At 64.2% G+C, this 23,858-nt stretch carries 21 protein-coding genes and 1 pseudogene; 14 read left to right on the top strand and 8 right to left on the bottom strand.

Annotated features, from left to right (window positions below; genetic code table 11):
- Positions 1-32 precede the first annotated feature (32 nt).
- The 10 genes from VIG90_RS18055 to VIG90_RS18010 all read left to right on the top strand — a co-directional run bounded on the left by VIG90_RS18055 (position 33) and on the right by VIG90_RS18010 (position 13,114).
- The gene (locus tag VIG90_RS18055; protein WP_331594912.1) at positions 33-1,613 is read left to right on the top strand and encodes an XrtA system polysaccharide chain length determinant; all 1,581 of its coding nucleotides are present in this window, start codon (positions 33-35) and stop codon (positions 1,611-1,613) included.
- A 39-nt stretch (positions 1,614-1,652) separates the two neighbouring features.
- Positions 1,653-2,678, top strand: coding sequence for an XrtA-associated tyrosine autokinase (locus tag VIG90_RS18050; protein ID WP_331594911.1), 1,026 nt, complete (start codon positions 1,653-1,655; stop codon positions 2,676-2,678).
- A 61-nt stretch (positions 2,679-2,739) separates the two neighbouring features.
- A complete protein-coding gene (locus tag VIG90_RS18045) occupies positions 2,740-4,437 on the top strand; it encodes a hypothetical protein (RefSeq protein ID WP_331594910.1) in 1,698 nt (565 codons plus the stop codon).
- A gap of 30 nt (positions 4,438-4,467) precedes the next feature.
- Positions 4,468-5,562: an XrtA/PEP-CTERM system-associated ATPase gene (locus tag VIG90_RS18040; RefSeq protein WP_331594909.1), complete on the top strand. Its 1,095-nt coding sequence runs from the start codon at positions 4,468-4,470 to the stop codon at positions 5,560-5,562.
- 97 nt (positions 5,563-5,659) lie between these two features.
- On the top strand, positions 5,660-6,499 hold the full coding sequence (locus tag VIG90_RS18035) for an XrtA system polysaccharide deacetylase (RefSeq protein ID WP_331594934.1): 840 nt from the start codon (positions 5,660-5,662) through the stop codon (positions 6,497-6,499).
- Positions 6,500-6,502: 3 nt separating this feature from the next.
- Positions 6,503-7,540 (top strand): FemAB family XrtA/PEP-CTERM system-associated protein, encoded by a 1,038-nt coding sequence (locus VIG90_RS18030; protein WP_331594908.1) that lies wholly within the window; start codon positions 6,503-6,505, stop codon positions 7,538-7,540.
- 2 nt (positions 7,541-7,542) lie between these two features.
- Positions 7,543-8,811 (top strand): TIGR03087 family PEP-CTERM/XrtA system glycosyltransferase, encoded by a 1,269-nt coding sequence (locus VIG90_RS18025; protein WP_331594933.1) that lies wholly within the window; start codon positions 7,543-7,545, stop codon positions 8,809-8,811.
- Positions 8,808-10,400: an exosortase A gene (gene xrtA, locus VIG90_RS18020; protein ID WP_331594907.1), complete on the top strand. Its 1,593-nt coding sequence runs from the start codon at positions 8,808-8,810 to the stop codon at positions 10,398-10,400. The genes VIG90_RS18025 and xrtA overlap by 4 nt, the downstream gene beginning before the upstream one ends.
- A gap of 5 nt (positions 10,401-10,405) precedes the next feature.
- Positions 10,406-12,319, top strand: a complete 1,914-nt coding sequence (locus VIG90_RS18015; RefSeq protein ID WP_331594906.1) for an XrtA/PEP-CTERM system amidotransferase — start codon at positions 10,406-10,408, stop codon at positions 12,317-12,319.
- A gap of 3 nt (positions 12,320-12,322) precedes the next feature.
- On the top strand, positions 12,323-13,114 hold the full coding sequence (locus VIG90_RS18010; protein ID WP_331594905.1) for a serine protease: 792 nt from the start codon (positions 12,323-12,325) through the stop codon (positions 13,112-13,114).
- A 138-nt stretch (positions 13,115-13,252) separates the two neighbouring features.
- Here VIG90_RS18010 and VIG90_RS18005 read toward each other — a convergent pair whose 3' ends face one another.
- The 8 genes from VIG90_RS18005 to VIG90_RS17970 form a co-directional block, all read right to left on the bottom strand.
- A complete protein-coding gene (locus tag VIG90_RS18005; protein WP_331594904.1) occupies positions 13,253-13,552 on the bottom strand; it encodes a hypothetical protein in 300 nt (99 codons plus the stop codon).
- Positions 13,553-13,862: 310 nt separating this feature from the next.
- A complete protein-coding gene (gene phoB / locus VIG90_RS18000) occupies positions 13,863-14,570 on the bottom strand; it encodes a phosphate regulon transcriptional regulator PhoB (protein ID WP_414695522.1) in 708 nt (235 codons plus the stop codon).
- Positions 14,571-14,572: 2 nt separating this feature from the next.
- On the bottom strand, positions 14,573-15,289 hold the full coding sequence (gene phoU, locus VIG90_RS17995; RefSeq protein WP_331594903.1) for a phosphate signaling complex protein PhoU: 717 nt from the start codon (positions 15,287-15,289) through the stop codon (positions 14,573-14,575).
- A gap of 32 nt (positions 15,290-15,321) precedes the next feature.
- Positions 15,322-16,098, bottom strand: coding sequence for a phosphate ABC transporter ATP-binding protein PstB (gene pstB / locus VIG90_RS17990; protein ID WP_331594902.1), 777 nt, complete (start codon positions 16,096-16,098; stop codon positions 15,322-15,324).
- Positions 16,099-16,152: 54 nt separating this feature from the next.
- Positions 16,153-17,460: a phosphate ABC transporter permease PstA gene (gene pstA, locus VIG90_RS17985; protein WP_331594901.1), complete on the bottom strand. Its 1,308-nt coding sequence runs from the start codon at positions 17,458-17,460 to the stop codon at positions 16,153-16,155.
- Between the two features lie 31 nt (positions 17,461-17,491).
- The gene (gene pstC, locus VIG90_RS17980; RefSeq protein WP_331594900.1) at positions 17,492-18,871 is read right to left on the bottom strand and encodes a phosphate ABC transporter permease subunit PstC; all 1,380 of its coding nucleotides are present in this window, start codon (positions 18,869-18,871) and stop codon (positions 17,492-17,494) included.
- 66 nt (positions 18,872-18,937) lie between these two features.
- Positions 18,938-19,960, bottom strand: coding sequence for a substrate-binding domain-containing protein (locus VIG90_RS17975; protein WP_414695524.1), 1,023 nt, complete (start codon positions 19,958-19,960; stop codon positions 18,938-18,940).
- A gap of 257 nt (positions 19,961-20,217) precedes the next feature.
- The gene (locus VIG90_RS17970; RefSeq protein WP_331594898.1) at positions 20,218-21,429 is read right to left on the bottom strand and encodes an ATP-binding protein; all 1,212 of its coding nucleotides are present in this window, start codon (positions 21,427-21,429) and stop codon (positions 20,218-20,220) included.
- Positions 21,430-21,760: 331 nt separating this feature from the next.
- Here VIG90_RS17970 and VIG90_RS17965 point away from each other — a divergent pair, with 331 nt between their 5' ends.
- From VIG90_RS17965 to VIG90_RS17950, 4 genes and pseudogenes are all read left to right on the top strand, one after another.
- Positions 21,761-22,318, top strand: coding sequence for a hypothetical protein (locus VIG90_RS17965; protein ID WP_331594897.1), 558 nt, complete (start codon positions 21,761-21,763; stop codon positions 22,316-22,318).
- A 112-nt stretch (positions 22,319-22,430) separates the two neighbouring features.
- Positions 22,431-22,718, top strand: a complete 288-nt coding sequence (locus tag VIG90_RS17960) for an HPr-rel-A system PqqD family peptide chaperone (RefSeq protein ID WP_331594896.1) — start codon at positions 22,431-22,433, stop codon at positions 22,716-22,718.
- Between the two features lie 41 nt (positions 22,719-22,759).
- Complete coding sequence (locus VIG90_RS17955) at positions 22,760-23,644, top strand: HprK-related kinase A (RefSeq protein WP_331594895.1); 885 nt, start codon at positions 22,760-22,762, stop codon at positions 23,642-23,644.
- Positions 23,637-23,858, top strand: a pseudogene (locus tag VIG90_RS17950) (hypothetical protein); the annotation flags it as partial. The gene VIG90_RS17955 and the pseudogene VIG90_RS17950, both read left to right, overlap by 8 nt.

The following is a 23,858-nucleotide window of genomic DNA, read 5'->3' as shown; positions in this document are numbered from 1 at the left end:
AGAGACGCCTGCGGAAAGCTGAGGAGTAGGCGATGACGTCGATCTACGACCAGATCGTGACGATGCTTTACATGGTCTGGCGCAAACGTTGGTATGGCCTTGCGGCCATGTGGCTGGTGTGTCTGGTCGGCTGGGGCATCGTTGCGGCCATCCCGAACCAGTACGAAGCCACCGCGCGCGTCTTCGTCGATACGAACACCGTTCTGCCCCGGCTGGTCGGCACGGTGAACGCCAACATCTACCGGCAGGTGGACATCGTGCGCCGCACGCTGGTCAGCCGTCCGAACCTGGAAAAGGTGATCCGCCGCTCCGACCTCGACCTGACGGTTGAGGACGAGGCCGGCATGGAGCGCCTGATCGCCGACATGATGAAGAACATCTCGGTCAAGGAGCAGGGCGGCGACCTGTTCACCCTCAGCTACAAATCCGGCAACCCTGACCTGACGGACGCCCAGAACGCCGCCGTTGCCAAACGGGTGGTCACCAACCTCATCAACATTTTCGTTGAGGGGAACATGGAAGGCAGCCGCGAGAGCTACAACGAGACGGCGCAGTTCATCGATCGCCAGCTTCAGGAATACGAGAAGCAGCTCGAAGAAGCCGAAATGCGCCGGGCCGAATTCCAGCGCCAGTACATGGGCGTGCTGCCGACCGACGTGAACTACAGCCAGCGTCTGGAAAGCACCCAGCGCAACCTGCGCGACATGGATTTCAAGATCCAGCAGGCTCAAAGCGCCCGCCGCGCCCTGGCGTCGCAGCTGGCCAGCATTCCGGCGACCCTGCCGAGCGGCGGCATCGCCAGCTCGGGCGGCGCGCCGCGCTTCGATCCGTCCACCACCCTCGGCCGTATCGAGGTGCTGGAACGTCAGATCACCGATTCGCTTGCTCGCGGTTACACGGAAAAGCACCCGGACATCGTCTCGGCCCGCGAAACCATCGGTCGTCTGCGCAAGCAGCATCAGGAAGAGACCAAGGGTGCCGGCCCGGCCAGCGGCGGCGGCGATGCCGGCGCTTCCAATCCGGTGTACGTCGATCTGCGCAGCCGCCTGTTCGACCGCGACGCCGAGATCGCCACGCTTCAGGCGCAGCGCTCGCAGTATCAGCAGGAGCTGAACGAGCTGCAGAGCCGCGCCGAGACGCTGCCGGGCATCGAGGCCGAGCGCGCCAAGCTCAACCGTGACTACAGCGTGATCAAGGCCAAGTACGAGGAACTGCTGCGCTCCCGCGAAGAGACGCGTGTCGCCTCCGACCTTGAGAGCAAGACGGACAAGGTGCAGTTCCGCATCGTCGATCCGCCACAGGTGCCGTCCAAGCCGGTGGCGCCCAACCGTCCGCTGCTGCTGGCAGGTGTGCTGGCTGCGGGTCTGGGTGTCGGCATCGGCCTCGCGTTCCTGCTGAGCCAGGTCCACACCGTGTTCGTCACGGTTGGCAGCCTGCGCAATGCCTTCGCCAACGTATCGGTCCTCGGCGCCATCAGTGCCATCAGCTCGGACCAGCAGCGCGCGCAGGACCGGCTCCGGCTCGGTGTGTTCGCCTTCTGCTGCATCGGCCTGGCCGGCGTCTTTGTAGCGCTGCTGATCCTGGAGTTCAGCAGGCAAGCCCCGGTCATCTAGGGCGCGCCATCGTAATGCGGATGTGAAAGGCAAGACGGGATGAGTGACGAAACCCCCAAGACGAGCCGCCGCGACGAAGGCGTCTCCCTTCTCGAGCGCGCGGCACGGCGTCTGGAAAAGGCGCAAACCGCAAAGGGCGGGGCGAGCCAGGCCATTCCGCTGGAGCCCGTTCCCGGCCCCGCGCCGGTGGTCGACATGGCCGCGGCCGCTGCGGCGGCAGCCGCTGCCCCCGCTCCGGTATCTGTTGCACCGCTGGAGGTTGCGGCAGGCCCGGCCGGTGTGCGGCCTGCCACGCGCCGCCCCTCTGGTCGCCAGAGCCGCCGGGGCGAGATCGATCTCCAGTCGCTGCGCGCCGCCGGGTTCGTGGTGCCGGACTCGCCGTCCACGCTGACGGCCGAGGAGTTCCGTCTCGTAAAGCGCCAGCTTCTGCTGAACGCCTTCGCCAAGGGCGAGGCGGCGATCAAGAACGGCAACCTTATTCTGGTCTGCTCCTCGCAGCCGAACGAGGGCAAGACGTTCTGCGCCATCAATCTCGCGCTCTCCATCGCTTCGGAGCGGGACGTGACCGTGCTGCTGGTGGACGCGGACTTCGCCAAGCCGGAAGTGCTCTCCACCCTCGGCCTCGAGGGCGGCAAGGGCCTGATCGACGTGATTGCGGATCCCAGCCTCGATCTGGCGGACTGCCTGATCCGGACCAACATCGAGAATTTGTCGGTGCTGCCGGCGGGACGTCAGCATCACCTGACGACCGAGTTGCTGGCGTCCGAGCGCATGGGCGCGATGATCGAGGAAATCGCCCAGCGTTACCGTGATCGCATCATCATCTTCGACTCGCCGCCGGCGTTGGCGTCGTCCGCTGCGGGCGTGCTGGCCCTGCATGTGGGCCAGACCATGTTCGTGGTCGAGGCGGAGCGGACCCGCGAGCAGCAGCTGCGCGATGGTCTGGCGCTGGTTTCGGCGTGCGAACACACGCACCTGTTGTTGAACAAGACCCGCTTCAGTGCCTCTGGCCGCCGGTTCGGCGCCTACTACGGGTACGGGTATGGTTACACGTACGGCTCCTGACCGTACAGCTCTGGGGGGCAGGATGGTTGCTGCAATGGGGGGAACTGGGCTGGTGCTTTGCGTGCAAAAGACCAACGAAGTCCTGACGGTTCGTGGTCTGAAAAAAGAGGGCGGTCTGGCGAGCGCGGGGCGTATCGGGCTGATCGGGGCGCTGCTGGCGTCGGTATCGGCTGCTGCTCTGCCGCGGACGGCGGACGCCCGTGTCGAGATCACGCCGCGGGCGGAGCTGCGTCACAGCATTTCCGACACCGAGTACGACAGCTTCAACATGATCACGGCGGTTGCGCCCGGCGTGAGCGTGCTGGCGGACACCCGCCGGGTGAAGGCCCAGATCGACTACGAGTTCACCCGTCGTTTCAGCTGGGATGACACTCTGATCGACAAGGGCCAGCACCGTCTGAATGCCAACGGCACGGCCGAGCTGATCCGTCGGTTCCTGAGCCTGCAGGCCGGCGCCGTCGTCACCCAGACCTTCCGGGACTGGCGCGGTCCGCTGTCAACCGGGCCGGATCAGAACAACCCGAACCAGGCGACGGTGGGGTCCTACTACGTCCAGCCGACCGTCTCGCGGGAGCTGGGCAATTTCGCCATCTTCGATGCCTTCTACCGCTTCTCCTACAGTGACGTGGATAACGCGGGCCGCGGCCTCCAGATCGGCGAGGAAGCGCCTCCGGGCTTCAACTATTCGCTGGCGCCCGCTTCGGACGCGACCATGCATGATGCACGGGTATCGCTGTCGAACCGCAACAGCACCGGCTCACGCCTCATCTGGACACTGAGCGGCACCTACAGCACGGATGACCGGGAAGACCTGAACGAGGATCTGCGGATCTACTCGGGCGTGTTCGATGTCAGTTATTCGCTCAATCGCAAGGTCGCCCTGCTCGGCAGCATCGGCTACGAAGACATCTATGACGAGCAGGACAATATCCTGGTCGATCCGGAAACGGGCTTGCCCGTTTTGGACAGCGAGGGACGGCTTCAGGTCGACCCCAACGAGCCGCGCCGCGCGGTCATCGACCGCCAGGGTGAAATCTGGGACGTCGGCGTTCGCCTGACGCCCTCGCGTCGCACGGAACTGACGCTCCGGGGCGGCCGTCAGTACGGCGGCACGGTCATCAACGGCGAACTCCGGTACCAGATCCGCGAGGGCGTGATGCTGACCGCCCGCTACTCGGAGTCGCTCAACACGTTTGGGCGGTTGTTCTCGGGCGAGCTGGGTGGCCAGCCCTTCGCCTTCATGGTGGACAACAACTACCGCCTCGGGCCGGGCATCATCACGATCCCGACCGAGTTCGGCCTGTTGCCGCTGCCGGGCACGATCACCAACGCCACTTTCCGTTCACGTCTGGGTCAGGCGCAGTTGTCCTATAGTGCCGGCCGGACGACCGCGACGATCTCTGGCTATTATGACCGGCGGAACTATCTGAATGCAGGCCAGTCTGCCGGGTCGGACGCACCGCCGAGCGGTGCCCTGTCGGGTCGCAGCGACGTGACCTGGGGCCTGACGGTGGGCATGAGCAGGGATCTGGGCGGCGGCCGTTCGTTGAGTGGCAACGTGTACTACAGCAACCTGAAGTACGCACTGTCACGCGAGCGTCAGGACAGTGTATATGGCGGTTCGATCGGCTATCATTGGCGACTGTCCGACCGTATCCGGGCCGCGGCGGATTTCTACACGCTGCACAGGTCCGTGGACGGCTTCGGCTCCAGCCAGCAAGACAACACTCTGACCCTTTCGGTGCGGGCCAGCTTCTAGCGAATGCGTTGAACGCGGGAGGAAGCGCGGATGTACATGGAGTTTTACAAGCTGAACGGCCGCCCGTTCCAGCTCACGCCAGACCCGCGCTTCTATTTCGATACGCGGACCCACAAGAAGGCGATGGCTTACCTCACCTATGGCATCAACCAGGGTGAGGGGTTCATCATCATCACGGGCGATATCGGCGCGGGCAAGACGACGCTGGTCGGCCACCTGTTCGATGCGCTCGACAAGACCCGCTTCCTGCTGGCCAAGATCGTCAGCACCCAGCTGGATGCCGAGAACACGTTGAAGATGGTGGCCAACGCCTTCGGCATCGGCACGGATGGTCTGGAGAAGTCCGACATCCTGCGCCGCATCGAGGAGTTCCTGCACACCCAGAACCGGGAAGGGCGGCGGGTGCTGCTCATCGTGGACGAGGTGCAGAACCTGCCGATCTCGGCGCTGGAAGAGTTGCGCATGCTCTCCAACTTCCAGGAGGGCAACCGGGCCTTGCTGCAGATCTTCCTGCTCGGCCAGCCGGAATTCCGCGACAAGCTCGCCCTTTCTCCCGAGCTTGAGCAACTGCGTCAGCGCGTGATCGCCACGCACCATCTGGAGCCGATGCAGGAAGAAGAACTGCCGGGCTACGTTTACCACCGCCTCAAGCTGTGCGGCTGGCAGAACGATCCGGTGTTCACGCCCGAGGCCTTCTCCCTGATGTACGAGTATTCGGGCGGCGTGCCGCGCCGCCTCAACAACCTGTGTTCTCGCGTGCTGCTGTTCGGCTCGCTCGAAGAGCTGCACGAGATCGACGAGAAGGTGGTGCGCGAGGTCATCGACGACCTCAAGAAGGATCACACGCCGACCACGGGTCCCAAGCATGTTCTGCAGGTGGATCCCCTGTCGGGTGTCGGTCCCATGCGGTCCAATGTTCCGCCCAAGGTGCGGGCGGAGCTGGCCGCGGCGGCAGCAGAGCCCTATTTGAATGGCACGGATCCGCATTTGCTGCGGCGTCTGGAAGTGCTGGAGCGGTATGTGCGCCAGCATGACCGGACGATCCGGCAGATGCTGGATATCCTCTCCGAGTGGGCAGAGACTGCCTCCGACGCCTATCCGAAGACAGGGACCGATGCTCAGTAACGCTTCTACCGACAGCCAAGAGGATACGCAGACCGATCGCGGCCAGACGACCGCCCGGCCTGGCGTGTCAAAGGCAGGGGCTTCCCTGCGCAACGCCATGACGGTGGACGTGGAGGAGTATTTTCAGGTCGGCGCGTTCGAGCGCTGCATCCGGCGCGAGGACTGGGGCGGCTACGCCAGCCGGGTGGCGCACAATACCGGGCGCGTGCTGGACTTGTTCGCGCAGAAGGGCATCCGCGCCACGTTCTTCTCGCTGGGCTGGGTGGCGGAGCGTCAGCCGCAGCTGATCCGCCGCATCGTTGAGGATGGGCATGAGCTGGCCTCCCACGGCTATGCGCATGATCGCGTCACCAGCTTCACGGCATCCCAGTTCCGGGCCGATCTGGAGCGTTCCAAGAAGCTGCTGGAAGATGCGGGCGGCGTTGCCGTGCGCGGCTACCGTGCACCGAGCTTTTCCATCGGAAAGGCCAACGCCTGGGCGCTCGATGTGCTGGCGGAGCTGGGCTACGCCTATTCATCCTCCGTCGCGCCGATCCGGCACGATCACTACGGTTGGCCGGATGCACCCCGCTTCGCCTACCGGCCGATTGCGGACTCGCCTCTGATCGAGGTTCCCATCACCACCGTTCCGGTGGCCGGGCGGACGCTTTCCTTCGGCGGCGGCTTCTTCCGTCTGCTGCCCTACGGTGTGGCGCGCTGGGCCATCGGCAAGATCAATCGGGAAGAGGGGCAGCCTGCCGTGTTCTATTTCCACCCGTGGGAGGTGGATCCGGAGCAGCCGCGCGTGGCCGATGCGCCGATGCGTTCCCGCTTCCGGCACTACACCAACCTCTCGCGCATGTACGCCAAGCTTGACAGGCTCACCGACGACTTCGCGTGGGATCGGATGGATGCGCTGTTCCTGCCTCAAGTTTCGTCTCGTCCGGTTGCGGTGTAATCCATGATGCAGGTAGATCTGATCGACGTTCGCGAGCCCCGCGCCGCCGAGGAGTGGAACGCATTCGTGCGCGCTCATGAGAGCGGCACGCCGTTCCATCTCACGCAGTGGGCGCAGGCCATCAACGATGCTTACGGCTACGCCACGCCGTACCTGCGCGCCCGGCGCGGACAGGAGATCGTCGGCGTGCTGCCGCTGACGCACGTGCGCTCGCCCCTGTTCGGCAAGTCGCTCGTCTCCAATGCCTTTGCCGTTTACGGCGGGCCGCTGGCCGAGGATGCGGAAGCGCATGCGGCGCTGGATGCCGAGGCGTGGGCGTTGGCGCAGAAGTTTGGTGTGCCGGCGCTGGAATACCGCAATCAGAGCCGCCTGCGCCCTGATTGGACGGCCAAGGCGGGAACCTACGTCACCTTCCGCCGTCCGCTGCACGCGAAGGAGGAGGACAACCTCAAGGCCATTCCGCGCAAGCAGCGGGCCGAGGTACGTCGCAGCCTGACCTTCGATCTGGAAACCCGCATCGATCAGGACTTTGACCGGCACTTCGCTGTCTATGCAGAAAGCGTGCGCAATCTCGGAACGCCGGTGTTTCCGAAGCGGTGGTTCCAGGCGCTGCTGAATGCCTACGGGCCGGATGCGGACGTGCTGACCGTGTGCAAGGACGGACAGCCGCTGTCCTCCGTGCTTTCGCTTTACTACAACGGCGAGGTTGCGCCCTACTACGGCGGCGGCGTGTTCGACGCCCGCAAGTGGCGCGCCAACGATCACATGTACTGGCAGCTGATGCTGCATGCGGCGAACCGGGGCTGCACCAGCTTCGATTTCGGCCGGTCCAAGGTCGGCACCGGCGCTTTCGACTTCAAGAAGAACTGGGGCTTCGAGCCGACGCCGCTGGTCTATGAGTATCGGCTGGCCGACGGCCATGCGATGCCGGACCTCAACCCGCTCAATCCGAAGTACAAGATGATGACGGAGGTGTGGAGCCGCCTGCCCTTGCCGGTTGCCAACTTCTTCGGTCCCTTCATTGCGAGAGGTCTGGCTTGACGATGGATGTGCTGTTTCTTGCCCACCGCATTCCTTACCCTCCCAACAAGGGGGACAAGATCCGGTCGTGGCATATCCTCAAGCACCTCGCAACACGGGCTCGCGTGCATTTGGGCTGCTTCATCGACGACCCGGCCGACATGGAGCATCAGGACTTTCTGCGCTCCGTCGTCGGGGGTGAATGCTGTTTCGTGCCGATCAGCCCGCTTGCCAGCAAGGTGCGGGGTCTGAAAGGGCTGCTGGATGGTGAATCGATCACGGCCAGCTACTACCCGACCCAGCCGCTAACCCAGTGGGCGCAGGACATCGCCGCACGCCATCAGGTCGACCGGGTGTTTCTCTATTCCTCGGCCATGTTCCCCTTCGCCTCCAAGCTCATCACGCCGGGCCGCAAGCTGGTGATGGACTTCGTGGACATGGATTCCGACAAGTGGCGGCAATACGCCGAGAGCAAGTCCTGGCCGATGTCGCTGCTCTACAAGCGCGAAGCGGTGAAGGTGCTGGGGCTGGAGCGCACGGCGGCCTACCGCTCGGACGTCTCCCTGTTCGTGACCGATGCCGAGGTTGCCAGCTTCAAGGCGGTGGCCGGTTCCGCCGCCCATGACGTGCGGGCGCTGTTCAATGGCGTTGATCACCAGAAATTCTCGCCGGACGCTGACTTCAAGCCGATGACGCTGCCGGGCAGTCCCAACCTCGTGTTCACCGGGGCCATGGACTACTGGGCCAATGTGGATTCGGTGGTGTGGTTCGCGGACGAAGTGCTGCCGTTGGTCCGCAGGATCCTGCCGGAGACGCATTTCACCATTGTTGGCGCGCGGCCTACGCCCGAAGTGCAGAAGCTGGGCAAACGGCCGGGCATCACCGTCACCGGCACGGTGGACGATGTTCGCCCCTACATTGCCGCCAGCGACATGGCGGTCGCGCCCCTGCGCATCGCGCGCGGCGTGCAGAACAAGGTGCTGGAAGCGATGGCCATGGCCAAGGCGGTGGTCACCACCCCTGCCGCCGCGCAGGGCATTGCCGCCACGCCGGGGCAGGATTTTCTTGTCGCTGCCGACGCGCAGCAGATGGCGGATGCCGTGGTCGCGCTGGCGCGTGATCCCGTTCGCGCCGCTGCCGTTGGCCGTGCGGCCCGTACTCTCGTGCTCGACCGGTATGATTGGGACCGGTCCCTGTCGTTGCTTGATGACGTGCTTGACCTGACGCCCCAGCGGCAGGCCGGGCCTGCCGTTGTTCCCCTTAGCCGAGCATCCGGAGGAGACGCGGCTTGACCCTGGATACAACAGCAGACGCCAAGGCCGAGGGCGTGGAGCCGGAGAAGATCCGCACCCGCTTCTCGCCGATCTGGCGAACCTATGCGTTGGCGTGGCTGGCTGTGGTGGCCACCACGCTGTTCCTCTTCCGCGCCGAGGCCATGTCGATGGTCGAGAAGTGGGAGAATGACGAGACCTTCGGCCACGCCTGGCTCATTCTGCCCATCGTCATCTGGCTGGTCTGGATGCGACGGGACATTCTGGCCCGCGTCAGCCCGCGCCCGTGCTGGTGGGGGCTGGTGCCTCTGGCGGGAGCGGCGCTGCTCTGGGTGGTGGGCGATCTGGCCCGCGTCGCCTTTGTCGAGCAGTTTGCCGTCATCTTCATGATTCAGGCGAGCGTGCTCACCGTTCTGGGCGTGGCGGTAACGCGCACGCTCCTGTTCCCGCTGTTCTACCTGCTGTTTCTGGTGCCGTTCGGCGACCAGATCATGCCGGTGCTGCAGGACTTCACCGCCAAGTTCTCTGTCGCGCTGCTGGAGTGGCTGGAGATCCCGACCTACCATGACGGCATCTTCATCTCGATCCCGACCGGGGATTTCGAGGTGGCGCAGGCGTGCTCCGGCGTGCGGTTCGTCATCGCCATGCTGGCGGTGGGCAGCCTCTATGCCAACATCGCCTTCAAGAGCCCGTGGCGGCGCGCGGCGATCATCGCCATTTCGCTGATCGTGCCGGTGATTGCCAACGGCTTCCGGGCCTTCGGCATCATCTACATCGCCCACCTGACCGACAGCGAATATGCGGTTGGTGTGGATCACATCATTTACGGCTGGGTGTTCTTCTCCATCGTCATGGTGGCCGTGCTGCTGATCGGCCGCCTGTTCTCCGATCGCTGGATCGACGATCCGGCGGTGGACGTGGAGGGCAAGGGCTTGACCTGCGTGGCGGCAGGCACGCCGCGTCAGGCATGGACTGCGGTGCCGGCTGTGCTTGCCATCGCCGTGCTCGGGTCCGCCTGGGCCTACTGGATGGACAATCGCCCGGCGGACGTGGTGTACACCGCCATGACCCCGCCGGACGTTGAAGGTTGGCAGACAACGTCTGCGCCTGCAGACTGGAAGCCGCACTTTGCTGGAGCGGATGCCGAGCTGTTCCAGACCTATACGGACGGCCAGCGGACGGTCAGCCTCTATGTGGCCGCCTTTGGCCGGCAGCATGACGATGCGGAACTGGTCGCCTACGGGCAGACGGCCGTGGCCCCTGCCGACAACTGGACCTGGGCGGCAAGCCTGCCGAGCAGCCTTGTCATTGGCGGCGTGGCGGCGCAACCCGAAGCCATGCAGATTAACGGTCGCGGCCGGGTGCGTGATATCTGGCAGTGGTACTGGGTCAACGGCAAGCTGACCGGCAATCGCTACGTTGCCAAGATCGAGGGCCTGAAGGCCAAGCTTCTGGGCGGGGACCTCTCGGCAGCCACGCTCGTTGTATCTGCGGAGCGTCAGGAAACAGCCGTTCGGGCAACAGACGCGATGCAGGCGTTTGCAGATCGTCTGGGACCGGTTGAGGCCAGCCTCCAGTCCATTCTCAGCGGCAGTGGTAAGAGGCAGTAGTCGCCATGTGTGGCATCAGCGGCATATTCGACACGCGGGGACATCGCCGCATCGACAAGAACATCCTGCGGACGATGACCGACGTCATCGCGCACCGCGGGCCGGACGAGGCCGGGCTCTGGACGGAGCCCGGTATCGGCCTCGGTCACCGGAGACTGGCGATCATCGACCTGTCCAGCGGCCAGCAGCCGATGCTGACGGCGGACGGGCAGATTGTCGTCAGCTTCAACGGCGAGATCTACAACTTTCAGGAAACCCGCGCGCTGCTGCTGGAGTGCGGCTACCAGTTCCGCACGAATTCCGACACGGAAGTGATCCTTTACGCCTGGATGGAGTGGGGCGAGGCCTGTCTCCAGCACTTCCGGGGCATGTTCGCCTTCGCCGTTTACGACCGGCGCACCGAAACCCTGTTTCTGGCGCGTGACCGGCTGGGCGTGAAGCCGCTGCACTACAGCGTTCTGCCGGACGGCGTGGTGATCTTCGGTTCTGAGTTGAAGGCGCTGCTGCCGTACCCGGGCCTGCCGCGCACCATCGACGAGCAGGCGGTGGAGGATTACTTCGCCTACGGCTACGTGCCGGACCCGCGGACCATTCTGCGCAGCGTGAAGAAGCTGCCCGCCGGGCACAGCCTGACCCTGCGGCGCGGGCGTTCGGTACCGGAGCCCAAGCCGTACTGGGACATCTCGTTCAAGCAGCAGCACAGCGGCACGCCGGAGGAGTTGGGCGAGGAGCTGATCGAGCGGCTGCGCGAGGCGGTGAAGATCCGTCTCGTCTCGGAAGTGCCGCTGGGCGCGTTCCTCTCGGGCGGCGTGGATTCCAGCGCCATCGTTGCCATGATGGCCGGCCTGTCGGACCAGCCGGTCAACACCTGCTCCATCGGCTTTGATGCCGCCGGGTATGACGAGTCCGGCTATGCCGAGCGGCTGGCCCAGCGTTACGGCACCAACCACCGCAACCGGGTGGTCTCCAGTGACGACTTCGGCCTGATCGAGCGGCTGGCGCTGGCCTATGACGAACCTTTTGCTGACGCTTCCGCCCTGCCGACCTACCGGGTATGCGAACTGGCGCGCGAGAGCGTGACCGTGGCCCTTTCGGGCGACGGCGGCGACGAGATTCTGGCGGGCTACCGCCGGCACCGCTTCCACTCCAACGAAGAGCGACTGCGGGCCATGCTGCCGTTGGGGCTGCGGCGCTCCCTGTTCGGCTTCCTTGGCCGGGTGTGGCCGAAGATGGACTGGGCACCGCGCCCACTGCGCGCCAAGACCACGTTCCAGTCGCTCGGCCTGTCGACGGCCGAGGCCTATTTCAACTCTATCGCCGTGGTGCGTGACGACCAGCGCCGCCTGTTGTTCAGCAACGAGTTCCGGCGCGCCCTGCAGGGCTATCGGGCCAGCGACATCTACCGCGACGTGATGGCCAAGGCTCCGGCGGATGATCCGCTGAGTCAGGCCCAGTACGCGGACATGAAGGTGTGGCTGCCGGGCGATATCCTGACCAAGATGGACCGCGCCAGCATGGCGGTCAGCCTCGAGGCGCGTGAGCCGCTGCTCGACCACCAGTTGCTTGAATGGGCGGCGGGCATTGCACCGAACATGCGCATCCGCAACGGGCAGGGCAAATGGCTGTTCAAGAAGGCGCTGGAGCCTTACGTGCCGCATGATCTGCTCTACCGGCCCAAGATGGGCTTCGTGGTGCCGATCGACCGCTGGTTCCGCGGGCCGCTGGCCGAAACCGCCCTGTCACTGGCAGGCAGCGCAACGGTCACCGAAACCGGCTGGTTCAACCCGGACTTCATCCAGCAGGCGGCGCAGGACCACATCAAGGGCCTGCGCGACAACAGCCGCCTGCTCTGGCAGTTGCTTATGTTTGATCTGAGCCTGAAACATCTGGTCAATCAACCTGCTGCTGCCGGAGTCTAATTGATGCGGCCATCCATGCCCGCAGCGCACGCGCTGCAAAGGGTTCTGCTCATGGCGCTGGCCCTGTTCGGCGCCGTGCTCGCCACGTCTGCATCCGCTGATCTGGTGGAGGCGGTGCGCAAGGTGCAGCCGTCCGTGGTCGGCATCACCACCTTCCGGGTGATGCGCCCGCTCGCCTCCCATCTGGCCGGGACCGGCTTCGTGGTGGGAGACGGCCGCCATATCGTCACCAACGCCCACGTCATTCGCATCGACCCCGGCAAGGGCCAGCAGGCGCTGTTCGCGCTGGTGCGCAATGGCAGCGAAGTCGACCGGCGTACGCTGACCGTGGTGGCAGAAGATCCGGCGCATGATCTGGCGCTGCTGCGCATGTCGGGAGAACCGCTGCCGGCGGTCTCCCTGCGCGAAGATCCGGAGTTGCTGCCGGAGGGCTCATCCATCGCCATTACAGGCTTTCCCATCGGCACGGTGCTCGGGCTGTATCCGGCCACGCAGACCGGTATCGTTTCGGCCCGGCCGCCGAACATCAGTCCGCAGCCGGACAGCCGCTTCCTTGATGCCGCGTTCGTGACGGCACCGAGATACGAGGTCTATCAGCTCGACATGGTCGCCTATCCCGGCCACAGCGGCAGCCCGCTCTACGCCGCCAATACAGGGGAAGTGGTGGGCATTTTGAATGCCACCTTCATCAAGTCCACGCGGGAGAAGGTGATTACCGACCCGAGCGGCATCGCCTACGCCATTCCGGCCGGCTTCATTCGTCAGATTCTGCTCGCCAACGGTATCAAGCCCTGAGGCGAGGCGGGGCGCTCACGGCACCGGCACCTCTGACACGCGCATGTAAAAGCGAAGGGCGGCCAGCGATGCTGACGCGCCCCTTGCTTATTCTTTTGTTTTTCAGTGATTATCGTTTCAAATTCGATACGGGCCGTTTCAGCTGCCCTCCGGCATAGACTGACGCTTTTCCCGTGCGGAACCCGCATTATCCGGCTGTTCGATACGGCGGAGAGACTGGTCCGGTCCGGCGGCAGGCTCGATATCGGCCACGCCCATAGCGTCCCGAGATTCGGCAATCATGGCTGCACCCGCAATCCGCCCATCCTCGGCAGAGTCCCGGATCAGCTGGTAGAACAGAACCACAGCGCATCCCCAGCCGATAACGATCCCCGCAACCCAAACCAGGATCGAGTTTCGTAACGAAAGGCGGCTCGCGCTCTGATCGAGACGTGTCATGTCTATCTCCTAAGCCTCCAGCCGCTGCCGGCTGGCTGCTTTGACCCCCATTTACAATACTTGCTGTCCGCTGAAACACACCCAGCGGCAACCCGGCCCATCTGCTACCCGCCCAGGAAGCCTGATGGTCCGTTACTCTGTACAAGCAAATTTGGGGCCAGAAATGACAGCTTTTCAAAAAATATAATAAATTCAAAGGTTAGATAATCTAGTGCGCTGAAACGTTTCGGCCAGGTGTAAAATCTATCGACGCGGCAGGCAGTGATCTGCCGGGCTTGCCGCGTCGATTGAAATCTGCCTGGACGTTGTTCTAGCGGCCGGCGTCCTGATCGGCGCCGCTGTCCAGCGCATATCCGGCTGAGCGCACGGTGCGGATCACGTCCGGCAGGTCATCCACATTGAGCGCCTTGCGCAGGCGGCGGATATGCACGTCCACCGTGCGCAGTTCCACCTCCACGTCGTGGCCCCACACGGAATCGAGCAACTGCTCGCGCGAGAACACGCGGCGCGGGTGCTCCATGAAGTGGCGCAGCAGGCGGAATTCGGTGGGCCCCAGCGCGATGGCCTTGCCGTCCCGCACCACCTTGTGGGTCGTGGTGTCCAGCTCGATGCCGCTGTAGGCCAGCGGTGCGCCGGTCAGGGCGGGCCGCAGGCGGCGCAGAACCGCCTTGATGCGGGCGACCAGCTCGCGCGGGGAGAAGGGCTTGGTGATGTAATCGTCCGCGCCCGTCTCCAGCCCGCGGATCCGGTCGCTTTCCTCGGACCGGGCCGTCAGCATGATGATCGGCAGGTTTGCCGTTTCGGGCTGGCGGCGCAGCCGGCGGCAGATTTCAATGCCGGAGAGGTAGGGGATCATCCAGTCGAGGATGGCGATGTCGGGATTTTGCTCTTGTGCCAGAGCCATCGCCTCCTCGCCGTCTGCCGCATGCAGGACCTCAAAGCCCTCCTGCTCGAGATTGTAAGTCAGCAACTCGGTGAGGCTGGCGTCATCTTCGGCCAGAAGGACTTTGGGCTTCATGATTACTCCGCCGTCTTGCCAACGATGGTGTACGCAGTCTCATCGCTCTTCGGGCGATCGGTCTCCATGTAGTTACCGGTCACGTTGAAGTAGATGATCTCCGCGATGTTGGTGGCGTGGTCGCCGATGCGCTCAAGGTTCTTGGCGATGAACATCACGTGGGTCGACGGCGTGATCTTCTGCGGGTTCTCCATCATGTAGGTGAGGAGAGAGCGGAAGAGGCTGTTGTAGAAGTCATCGACGTTCTTGTCGCGCTCCCACACCGCGCGGGCCTTGTCGGCATCGCGCGAGCCGTAGGCGTCCAGCACGTCCTTCAGCATGTGCGTGACGGTGCGGCCCATCTCGGGAATGATGACCATCGGCTGCACCGGCTCGGTCTGCGACAGAACGGTGGCGCGCTTGGCGATGTTCTTGGCGTAATCCGCGATGCGCTCCAGCAGCGCCGCGATCTTCAGTGCCGAGATGACCTCGCGCAGGTCGTCCGCCAGCGGCTGACGACGGGCGATGGTCATGATGGCGTGGCGCTCGGCCTCCACTTCCAGGTCATCGATGGCGCGGTCGCGCTCGACGATCGTGCGCGCCATCTCCGGATCGCGGCCGGAGAGGGCCTCGATGGCGCCCATGATCTGGGCTTCGGCCAGACCGCCCATCTGCGAGATGTAGGACCGGAGCTGACGCAGGTCCTCGTCGAACGACTTGACGGTGTGCATGCTTCCCATGACGCCCTTCTCCTTATCCCTGTTGCGACAGCTCAGCCGTAACGGCCGGTGATGTAGTCCTTGGTCTTGTCCTTCTTCGGGTTGGTGAAGATTTCCGAAGTAGGACCGTATTCCACCAGATCGCCGAGGTGGAAGAAAGCGGTCTTCTGACTGACGCGGGCAGCCTGCTGCATGTTGTGCGTCACGATCACGATGGCGTAACGGCCGCGCAGGTCCTCGATCAGCTCCTCGATCTTGGCCGTTGCGATCGGGTCGAGCGCCGAGCAGGGCTCGTCCATCAGGATCACTTCCGGGTTTACCGCGATGGCGCGGGCGATGCAGAGGCGCTGCTGCTGGCCGCCGGAGAGGGCGGTGCCGCTGTCATTCAGGCGGTCCTTCACCTCGTCCCACAGGCCGGCCTTGCGCAGGCTGGTGGCGACGATCTCGTCGAGGTCCGCCTTGGACTTGGCCAAGCCGTGAATGCGCGGGCCGTAGGCGATGTTCTCGTAGATCGACTTGGGGAACGGGTTCGGCTTCTGGAACACCATGCCGACGCGGGCGCGCAGTTGCACCACGTCCATCTTGCGGTCGTAGATGTTCTCGCCGTCCAACTGAATGTCGCCGGTTACGCGGGCGGCGGCCACGGTGTCGTTCATGCGGTTTAGGCAGCGCAGGAACGTGGACTTGCCGCAGCCCGACGGGCCGATGAAGGCGGTTACCTCATCAGCGCGCACGTCGATGGAGACGCCCTTCAGGGCGTGCTTCTCACCGTAGTACACGTTGACGTCGCGGGCCGTCATCTTGATGGCGCTGTTGCTAGAAGTCGTCATTGGCGTCTCGTTCGTTACATACATGGCGGTCGCCCCCGGGTTTCCCAGCTGGTTCTACCAGCGGCGCTCGAATTTCTGGCGCAGATAGATCGCCAGGCCATTCATCATCATCAGGAAGACCAGCAGCACCAGAATGGCAGCGGAGGTCTTCTCCACGAAGCCGCGCTCGATGCTGTCAGACCACAGGAACACCTGAACCGGAAGCACTGTTGCGGGGTCGTCAAGGGAGCTCGGCACGTCCACGATGAAGGCGCGCATGCCGATCATCAGCAGCGGAGCGGTTTCACCCAGCGCGCGGGCCATGCCGATGATGGTGCCGGTGAGGATGCCCGGCATGGCCAGCGGCACCACGTGGTGGAACACCACCTGGAGCGGCGAGGCACCGATGCCGCGGGCAGCATCGCGAATGGACGGCGGCACGGCGCGGATGGCGACGCGGCCGGCGATCACGATGGTCGGCAGGGTCATCAGCGCCAGCGTCAGGCCGCCCACGAGTGGAGCGGAGCGCGGCATGCCGAAGGTGCCGAGGAACACGGCAAGGCCGAGCAGGCCGTAGATGATGGACGGCACGGCAGCGAGGTTGTTGATGTTGACCTCGATAAAGTCGGTCACGCGGTTCTTCGGCGCGAACTCTTCCAGGTACACGGCGGTCAGAACGCCGATGGGGAAGGAGATGATGAGCGTGACGAACAGGGTCAGCAGCGAGCCGACCGTCGCGCCCCACACCGAGGCCAGTTCGGGGTCACGGCTGTCCGCGCCGGTGAAGAAGCGGGTGTTGAAGGCCGTGCGCACGTCGCCATCGGCTTCCAGCTTCTCGAAGTAACCGAGCATTTCGTCGGAGATGCGACGCTCCGCTTCCGGCGCGTCACGACGGATGTTGCCCTTCTTGAGCATGTCGAAGTCAGACGAGGCCGGCACCCAGACCGGCACGGTCTGGCCGAACTGGCCGGGGTTGGCCAGCAGATGGTCACGAAGGATCGAACCGCTGGCCTGGCTGACCAGGCGCTCGGCGCGCATGATGTCGTCCGGATCGGAGAGGCCGAGCTTGGCCGCCAAGGCATCGCCAGCCAGCAGGCCGTAGTCGGCGTTGCGCAGCATCTCCATGCCGTCCGGGCCTTGCACGTCCTGCGCGCTCAAGCCCAGCGCCTGCTCGGTATAGGCCACGTCGAGGCGGATCTCGGTCGCCCGGAAGCCGGGCAGGCCGTTGCTGATCATGGTGTAGAGCAGGAAGGTCAGGAATGCGCCCGCGAACGTCAGGGCGACGAGGCCCATGGTCCGGAACGTCTTCTCCGAACGGTAGCGCTTGCGAATGCGCGCCACCATCTCCGGCGAATTCCAGTCGGTCGGTTGCTGAACGGTCATGTTCCCCTCCGAGCGTTCGGGCGTGGTGGCGTTATTCATAAGCTTCCCGATACTTCTTCACGACCCGGAGGGCGTAGACGTTGAGGATCAGCGTGACAATGAACAGGACAAGGCCCAGCGCGAAGGCGGAGAGGGTCTTGGCCGAGTCAAACTCCTGGTCACCCGTGAGCAGCGCCACGATCTGAGTGGTCACGGTGGTCACCGATTCGAACGGGTTGGCGGTGAGGTTGGCGGCAAGGCCGGCTGCCATCACCACGATCATGGTCTCGCCAATGGCGCGGGAGACCGCCAGCAGAAAGCCGCCGACGATGCCCGGCAGAGCCGCCGGAATGAGAACCTTGCGGATGGTCTCGGACGGCGTGGCGCCCAGCGCCAGCGAGCCGTCCTTCATCGCGCTCGGCACGGCGGTGATGGCGTCGTCCGACAGGGAGGACATGAACGGAATGATCATGACGCCCATCACCAGGCCTGCGGCCAGCGCGCTTTCCGAAGACGGGTCCTGCAGGCCGATCATGTAGCCGAACTGGCGGATCAGCGGCGCGACGGTGAGCGCGGCGAAGTAGCCGTAGACCACGGTCGGAACGCCTGCCAGCACCTCCAGGATCGGCTTCATCCACTTGCGGAAGCGCGGGCTGGCGTACTGGGTCAGATAGATCGCCGACAAAAGGCCGATGGGAACGGCTACGGTCATGGCGATGATGGTGATGAAGGCGGTGCCCCAGAACAGCGGCACGGCGCCGAAGGCTCCCGACGAGCCTACCTGATCGGCGCGGATCGCCTGCTGCGGGCTCCAGTGGGTGCCGAACAGGAACTCGAAGGGCGAAACCTTCTCGAAGAAGCGCAGGCTCTCGAACAGGAGCGAGAACACGATGCCCAGCGTCGTCATGATGGCGACGATGGAGGCGAAGATGAGCAGGCCCATCATGAAGCGTTCAACGCGCGTGCGAGCGCGGAAATCAGGCTTCACGCGGGTGAAGGCGAAGAAGAAGCCGAGCAGGGCCAGGGCGCCGGCCAGAGCGGCGACGACCCAGTTCCCGCGGGAGGCCATTTCCTTGTAGAGCGCCGCGCCCTGCTCCGCGCCGGGGCTGAATGAGTACTCGGAGCGGCCCTCTGCAAGGCTCTGCACTTCGCTCAGGAACATGTCGCGGGCAATGCCGGCTTCGGGCTGCACGTCTGCGGGCAGGCTGTTGATGACGGCCGGGCCGATATAGCTGGGGCTCAGGATGCTCCAGGCCACCACGAGCAGGGCGGCAGGCAGGAAGACCCAGATGAAGCTGTACCAGCCGTGGTAGTTCGGCCGGGAGTGTACGCTCCGGTGGTCTGATTGAAACTGCGCGGCACGGCCGCGAGAGACAAGGAATCCGATGGTCGCAAGGCCAAGGAGAAGAAGCACGAGCGCGGATGAAGGCATACAAACCACCAGTTCAGCATAAGGACAAAGGGAGCGATCTGTGATCGCTCCCTTTGCGTGTGTATTTTACTTCACGCTTGCCGGGTCAAGCGGCTTGAGCGTTTTGGCTGCCTGAGCAGCCGTTGCGCGGTCTTTATCCGGGGAGGCGACGAGGCCGCGACGGGCCAGATAACCACGCGGACCCCAGGTGCTTTCCTTGCTGTACTCAGCCAGGAATTCCTTGATGCCCGGGATCGGACCGGCGTGCTGCGCCTTCACGTAGATGTACAGCGGGCGGGCAGCCGGGTACTTGAAGGACTGGATGTTGGCGTAGGTCGGCTCGACACCGTCGATCTTGAGGCCACGCAGCTTGTCCTGATTCTCTTCCAGGAAGCTGTAGCCGAACGCACCGACGGCCTTCGGATTGGCGACCAGCTTCTGAACGATCAGGTTGTCGTTCTCGCCGGCTTCGATGTAGGCGCCGTCCTCGCGCAGGGTGGTGCAGAGAGCCTCGGCCTTCTTCTTGTCGGCCTTCTCCATCTCCTTCATCTGCGGGAAGGTCTTGCAGCCTGCCAGCATGATGAGTTCATTGAGGGAGTCACGGGTGCCGGAGGTCGGCGGCGGGCCGATCAGCTCGATCTTGTTGGCCGGCAGCTTGGCGTTCACGTCCTTCCAGGTGCGGGCGGTGTTCTTCTTGCCCAGCGGCTGGCCGGCAATCGCCTTGTAAACGTCAGCGCGGCTCAGATCCATGGCCGGGCCGTTCTTGGCCTGGGCCAGAACCAGACCGTCGAGGCCAACCTGGATTTCAACGATCTTGGTCACGCCGTTGTCAGCGCACTGCTTCACTTCGGAAGCCTTGATGCGGCGCGAGGCGTTCACAACGTCCGGGGTGTTGGGGCCGATGCCGGAGCAGAACAGCTTGATGCCGCCGCCGGTGCCGGTCGATTCCACGATCGGGGCCTTGAACTTGGGGTTGGCGCGGGCAAACTGCTCGGCTACGGCGGTCGTGAACGGGTAGACCGTCGACGAACCGACCACGCGGATCTGGTCGCGGGCTTCGGCCGAACCGGCGTAGGCCGCCGTCAACGTCACAGTCGCGGCTGCGATCATCAGGCTCTGTTTAAGCACTTTCGGATCTCCTGAATTGGTCGGGTGTGCCCCCGCACCATAACTTCGTGACTGCACCCAACCCGTGGACTGTGACCCTTCACACATCCTGCCTTTTGGGTCCGGCACCGTCTCTCGACGAGAACCCCTCTATGACCTTTGTGTTGCAGCCCTGTGACAAGAGTATGTTACAGATTTATGACAACTGCAGGCTTGGCTGTCACAGAAGAGAGGGGCGGTGCGCCCGGAGGTGCCAGGTTTCAGGCGGAGATCGCGTTATCTTCGGCGGGCAGAACCGGCAGGGTGAAGGCTACGGTGGTGCCAACTCCAAGCCGACTTTCGATCGTCAGTTCGCCCCGGTGCCTTTCCACAATGTGCTTCACAATGGCCAGACCAAGGCCCGTTCCGCCCATTTTGCGGGAGCGGGCGCTGTCGACACGATAGAAGCGCTCGGTAAGGCGGGGAAGATTCTCCGGGGTAATGCCTTCGCCCTCGTCCGTGACGGAGATCCGTACATGCACCGGATCGCTCGGGAACGTGCCGGGCTGGATGGCGGCCTCCAACGTGATGCCGGTGCCGGAGCGGCCATACTTGATGGCGTTTGAAATAAGATTGTGGAGAACCTGCAACACCTGATCGCGATCCGCGATCACGCGCGGCAATGATTCCGGAATGCGCAGGTTGATGAACCTGTTGTCCGCCTCAAGGCGCACGGCATAGCTCTGGCCCATCTGAGATAGAAGGGGGCGCACGTCCAGCGGCGTGGAGGGGCGTACATGCTTGTCCATCTCGATACGGGACAGCGAGAGCAGGTCGTCGATCAGGCGGGCCATGCGGGAGGCTTCGTCCGACATGATCTTGAGAAACCGGGTACGGGCGGCTTCGTCCTTGGCGGCCGGGCCCTGGAGCGTCTCGATGAAGCCGATCAGCGTCGCCAGCGGCGTGCGCAGTTCGTGGCTGACGTTGGCGATGAAGTCCACGCGCATGCGGTCGGTCAGCCGGGCCTTGGTGATGTCCCGCATCCAGACCAGAATCAGGCCGTCTTCGCCCTCCAGCGGGCGTGCGCCGAGAATATAGTGCGCCTCGACCGGCGTCAGGAACTGCACTTCCCGCTCGGTGGGCCGGCCGCTCTCGACCACGCTGCGAATCGCCTCGACGGCACCCGGCTGACGCAGGAACATGGGCAGGGCCTCGCCCTCGAACACGCCGCCGAGCAGCGTGCGGGCCTTCTCGTTGACCCGGTGGACCGTCAGGTCGCGCTCGATGACGAGCAGGGGCTCGTCCAGCGCCTCGATAATCTGGCGGACGGTGTCGTGGCCCAGCTTGGTGTGGAGTTCATCATTCAGGCTGCGCACGCGCCGCAGTGCGCCCTGAAGGTCGCGCGCCTCGTTGTCATAGGCGACGGCAATCACCACGATTCCTGCCAGCGTGGAGCAGATGGCGGCGGCAAGCATGTCCTCGGCCACGATCATGACCGTTAAAAATGCAGCCAGGGCGGAAACGCCTGCAAAGAGGAGTCGTTGAAGCAGACGTCTGGTAATCGGGTCCATATTTTTCTCGCTGAAGCCGGCTCTGCCGATCATTGTCGGTTTTCTTTACATTTTTGCGGCAAGACATGCATCGCTGTAAAAAAATGGCGACAGGATTCAGTTGGTTGAGGATGTGGTACGAATTTTGCTCAGAATGCGTCTGAACGAAACTTGTAAGTGCTTGATACTTCGAGTGACAGATCTAATGTATAGCCTCTGCCGACAGAGTGCGTAGCATGAGCACATGAGTACCAAGCCGGAATGAAGGTGTAGGATGAACGATCAGAATACAAAAGCTGACGTGGCGTCGCGCCGCCATCTTCTGAAGTTGGGTGCCATGGCTGCGCCTGCTGTCATCACCCTCGCCCCGGCCAGTGCACGTGCCGCAGCATCCGTTCTGAACTGCCGGGTACCGTTTCCCCAGAACGTGGATTCCAACGGTGACGCCTGCGCCACGCCGAGCAGCCAGGCCACCGGGCTGGGCAATGGCAACGCCAGCGCAACCGGCAACGCGAGTGCCAGCTCCAATGCACACCAGAATTCCGGCTGGCCGGGCGGCAACAAGCCCGGCAATGGAAACGGCCTTGGCAATGGACTGGGCAACGTCAGTGCCAACTCGGCCTCCGGGAGCGAGAACATCTGCTACGAAGGCCCGGGCCAGATGCTGAATGCCGACGAGGTGAACAATCTCCAGTCGGTGGCCGCGGCCCGGAGTACGTCGGGCGACGCCTACGAGCGCTACGAGGCCTATGCGAAGTACCTGAAGAAGGTTGAGGCCAACAACCTGCCGGGCGCGTCGTGCCTCATGAGCATCAACACGGCCGGCCGCTGACCGTGCGCAGGGTTTTCCGGTGCTTCGGAAGGCCCTTCCCCGTCTTCAGGTGGCAGTGACCCTTGGCTGAATGTCCATCGCGTTCCAATCCTTTCTGAGCCGGGATTGCCTGGTGCGCCCGGTGGATGACCTGTTTCTAGTGTTCTTCCGGCCGTCCGGGCAGACGCATATGCTGCCCGTCACCTCCGTGGCCCTGCTGGACGTGCTGGACGGCAACGCGCTCAGCATTGCCGAAATCCCTGCCGTCCTTGCTGAGCGATACGGTACGGAAGCCGAGGAGGGCGTGGAAGCGTCCGTGGAGCGGCTGCTCCGTGAGCTCGAGGCTGTCGGGCTGGTCGAAGCCGTGACGACGGCAGGACCCTCGATGAGCATGACTGCATTGGGGGGATCCGGGACGTAATGGCGTATCCAAGCGTCCAGGCTTTGCGTCACAGACACGCCATGACGGTTCGCATCGGTCCGATCCAGTATCGGCTGACTTCTCCGCTCCGCCGCGTCTGGGCGGAATTGGGTCATCTCTACCGCGAGTATCCGCAAAACGACCCGCAGCATTGCCCGGAGTATGAGGTGGCGGTTGCGCCAACCTCCTGGTGGCGTCGGTTCGTTCGGCCGCAAATCAACATCCGGGCCGATATCATGGGTCCGTTCGCGCCGCTGCCCGAAGCGCAGGGGCAGGTCGCGTTCGAGATGGGCATGAACTATCAGGCGGCGATGGGGCTGAACCGCTACCTCATTCTCCATGCCTCATCGGTGGAGCGGGACGGGGAATGCGTCATCTTCTCCGCCGAGTCCGGCTCTGGCAAGAGCACGCTGGCGGCGGGCCTGTCCTATGGCGGCTGGCGGCTGCTGGGAGATGAGTTCGCCTTCATCGAGCCTCGCATGGGGCTGGCGCTGCCCTATCCCCGGCCGATCTCGCTCAAGAACCGCTCGATCGACGTGATGGCGGAGCGCGCTCCGGCGGATCGGTTCAGCCGTCGCTACCACGGCACGCCCAAAGGCACGCTCGGCTACCTGATGCCGCCGCCTGACTCCATTGCCCGCATGGACGAGCCGGCGCGCCCGCGCTGCGTGGTGTTCCCCACGTTCACGCCCGGCAGCACGCCTGCGATCCGGCTGGTTGAGAAGCCGGAAGCGCACATTCTGCTGGTTGCCAGTTCCACCAACTACCAGACACTGGGCGAGGCCGGGTTTCTGGCCATGGCCGATCTGCTGGATGCCTGCCCGGCCTATGAGATCACCTACCCCTCGCTGGAGGCGGCGGCGGCGCTGGTCGAGCAGATGTGGGAGCACAGCGGCGAGATCCGGCAGGCGAAGCGTCATGGCTGAAACGCCTGCCTTGCTGCTGTGCCGCCTGTTGCGGACACCCGGCGACAGCGCGTCCTTGTCTCCGGCCCTGTGGTCGGACGTGCTGCGCTGTGCGCGGCGTGAGGGGCTGGCGGGGGTGCTGGCGCATCGATTGAGGGCCGGGGGCATCTGGGACCGCCTGCCCGTGCAGGTGCGCGCCATTCTGGAAGATGTGGAGATCGGGGTTGCCCGCAGC

This window comes from Pedomonas sp., from assembly GCF_036515995.1.
Taxonomy (GTDB): domain Bacteria; phylum Pseudomonadota; class Alphaproteobacteria; order Sphingomonadales; family Sphingomonadaceae; genus Pedomonas.
This window is presented reverse-complemented; position numbering and strand designations above follow the sequence as displayed.

Bases quoted from the DNA above. Each gene is read 5' to 3' on its own strand.
- VIG90_RS18055 (WP_331594912.1), top strand. From the start codon at position 33: ATGACGTCGATCTACGACCAGATCGTGACGATGCTTTACATGGTCTGG.
- VIG90_RS18050 (WP_331594911.1), top strand. From the start codon at position 1,653: ATGAGTGACGAAACCCCCAAGACGAGCCGCCGCGACGAAGGCGTCTCC.
- VIG90_RS18040 (WP_331594909.1), top strand. From the start codon at position 4,468: ATGTACATGGAGTTTTACAAGCTGAACGGCCGCCCGTTCCAGCTCACG.
- VIG90_RS18035 (WP_331594934.1), top strand. From the start codon at position 5,660: ATGACGGTGGACGTGGAGGAGTATTTTCAGGTCGGCGCGTTCGAGCGC.
- VIG90_RS18030 (WP_331594908.1), top strand. From the start codon at position 6,503: ATGATGCAGGTAGATCTGATCGACGTTCGCGAGCCCCGCGCCGCCGAG.
- VIG90_RS18025 (WP_331594933.1), top strand. From the start codon at position 7,543: ATGGATGTGCTGTTTCTTGCCCACCGCATTCCTTACCCTCCCAACAAG.
- VIG90_RS18015 (WP_331594906.1), top strand. From the start codon at position 10,406: ATGTGTGGCATCAGCGGCATATTCGACACGCGGGGACATCGCCGCATC.
- VIG90_RS18010 (WP_331594905.1), top strand. From the start codon at position 12,323: ATGCGGCCATCCATGCCCGCAGCGCACGCGCTGCAAAGGGTTCTGCTC.
- VIG90_RS18005 (WP_331594904.1), bottom strand. From the start codon at position 13,552: ATGACACGTCTCGATCAGAGCGCGAGCCGCCTTTCGTTACGAAACTCG.
- phoB (WP_414695522.1), bottom strand. From the start codon at position 14,570: ATGAAGCCCAAAGTCCTTCTGGCCGAAGATGACGCCAGCCTCACCGAG.
- phoU (WP_331594903.1), bottom strand. From the start codon at position 15,289: ATGGGAAGCATGCACACCGTCAAGTCGTTCGACGAGGACCTGCGTCAG.
- pstB (WP_331594902.1), bottom strand. From the start codon at position 16,098: ATGACGACTTCTAGCAACAGCGCCATCAAGATGACGGCCCGCGACGTC.
- pstA (WP_331594901.1), bottom strand. From the start codon at position 17,460: ATGACCGTTCAGCAACCGACCGACTGGAATTCGCCGGAGATGGTGGCG.
- pstC (WP_331594900.1), bottom strand. From the start codon at position 18,871: ATGCCTTCATCCGCGCTCGTGCTTCTTCTCCTTGGCCTTGCGACCATC.
- VIG90_RS17975 (WP_414695524.1), bottom strand. From the start codon at position 19,960: ATGATCGCAGCCGCGACTGTGACGTTGACGGCGGCCTACGCCGGTTCG.
- VIG90_RS17970 (WP_331594898.1), bottom strand. From the start codon at position 21,429: ATGATCGTGGCCGAGGACATGCTTGCCGCCGCCATCTGCTCCACGCTG.
- VIG90_RS17965 (WP_331594897.1), top strand. From the start codon at position 21,761: ATGAACGATCAGAATACAAAAGCTGACGTGGCGTCGCGCCGCCATCTT.
- VIG90_RS17955 (WP_331594895.1), top strand. From the start codon at position 22,760: ATGACGGTTCGCATCGGTCCGATCCAGTATCGGCTGACTTCTCCGCTC.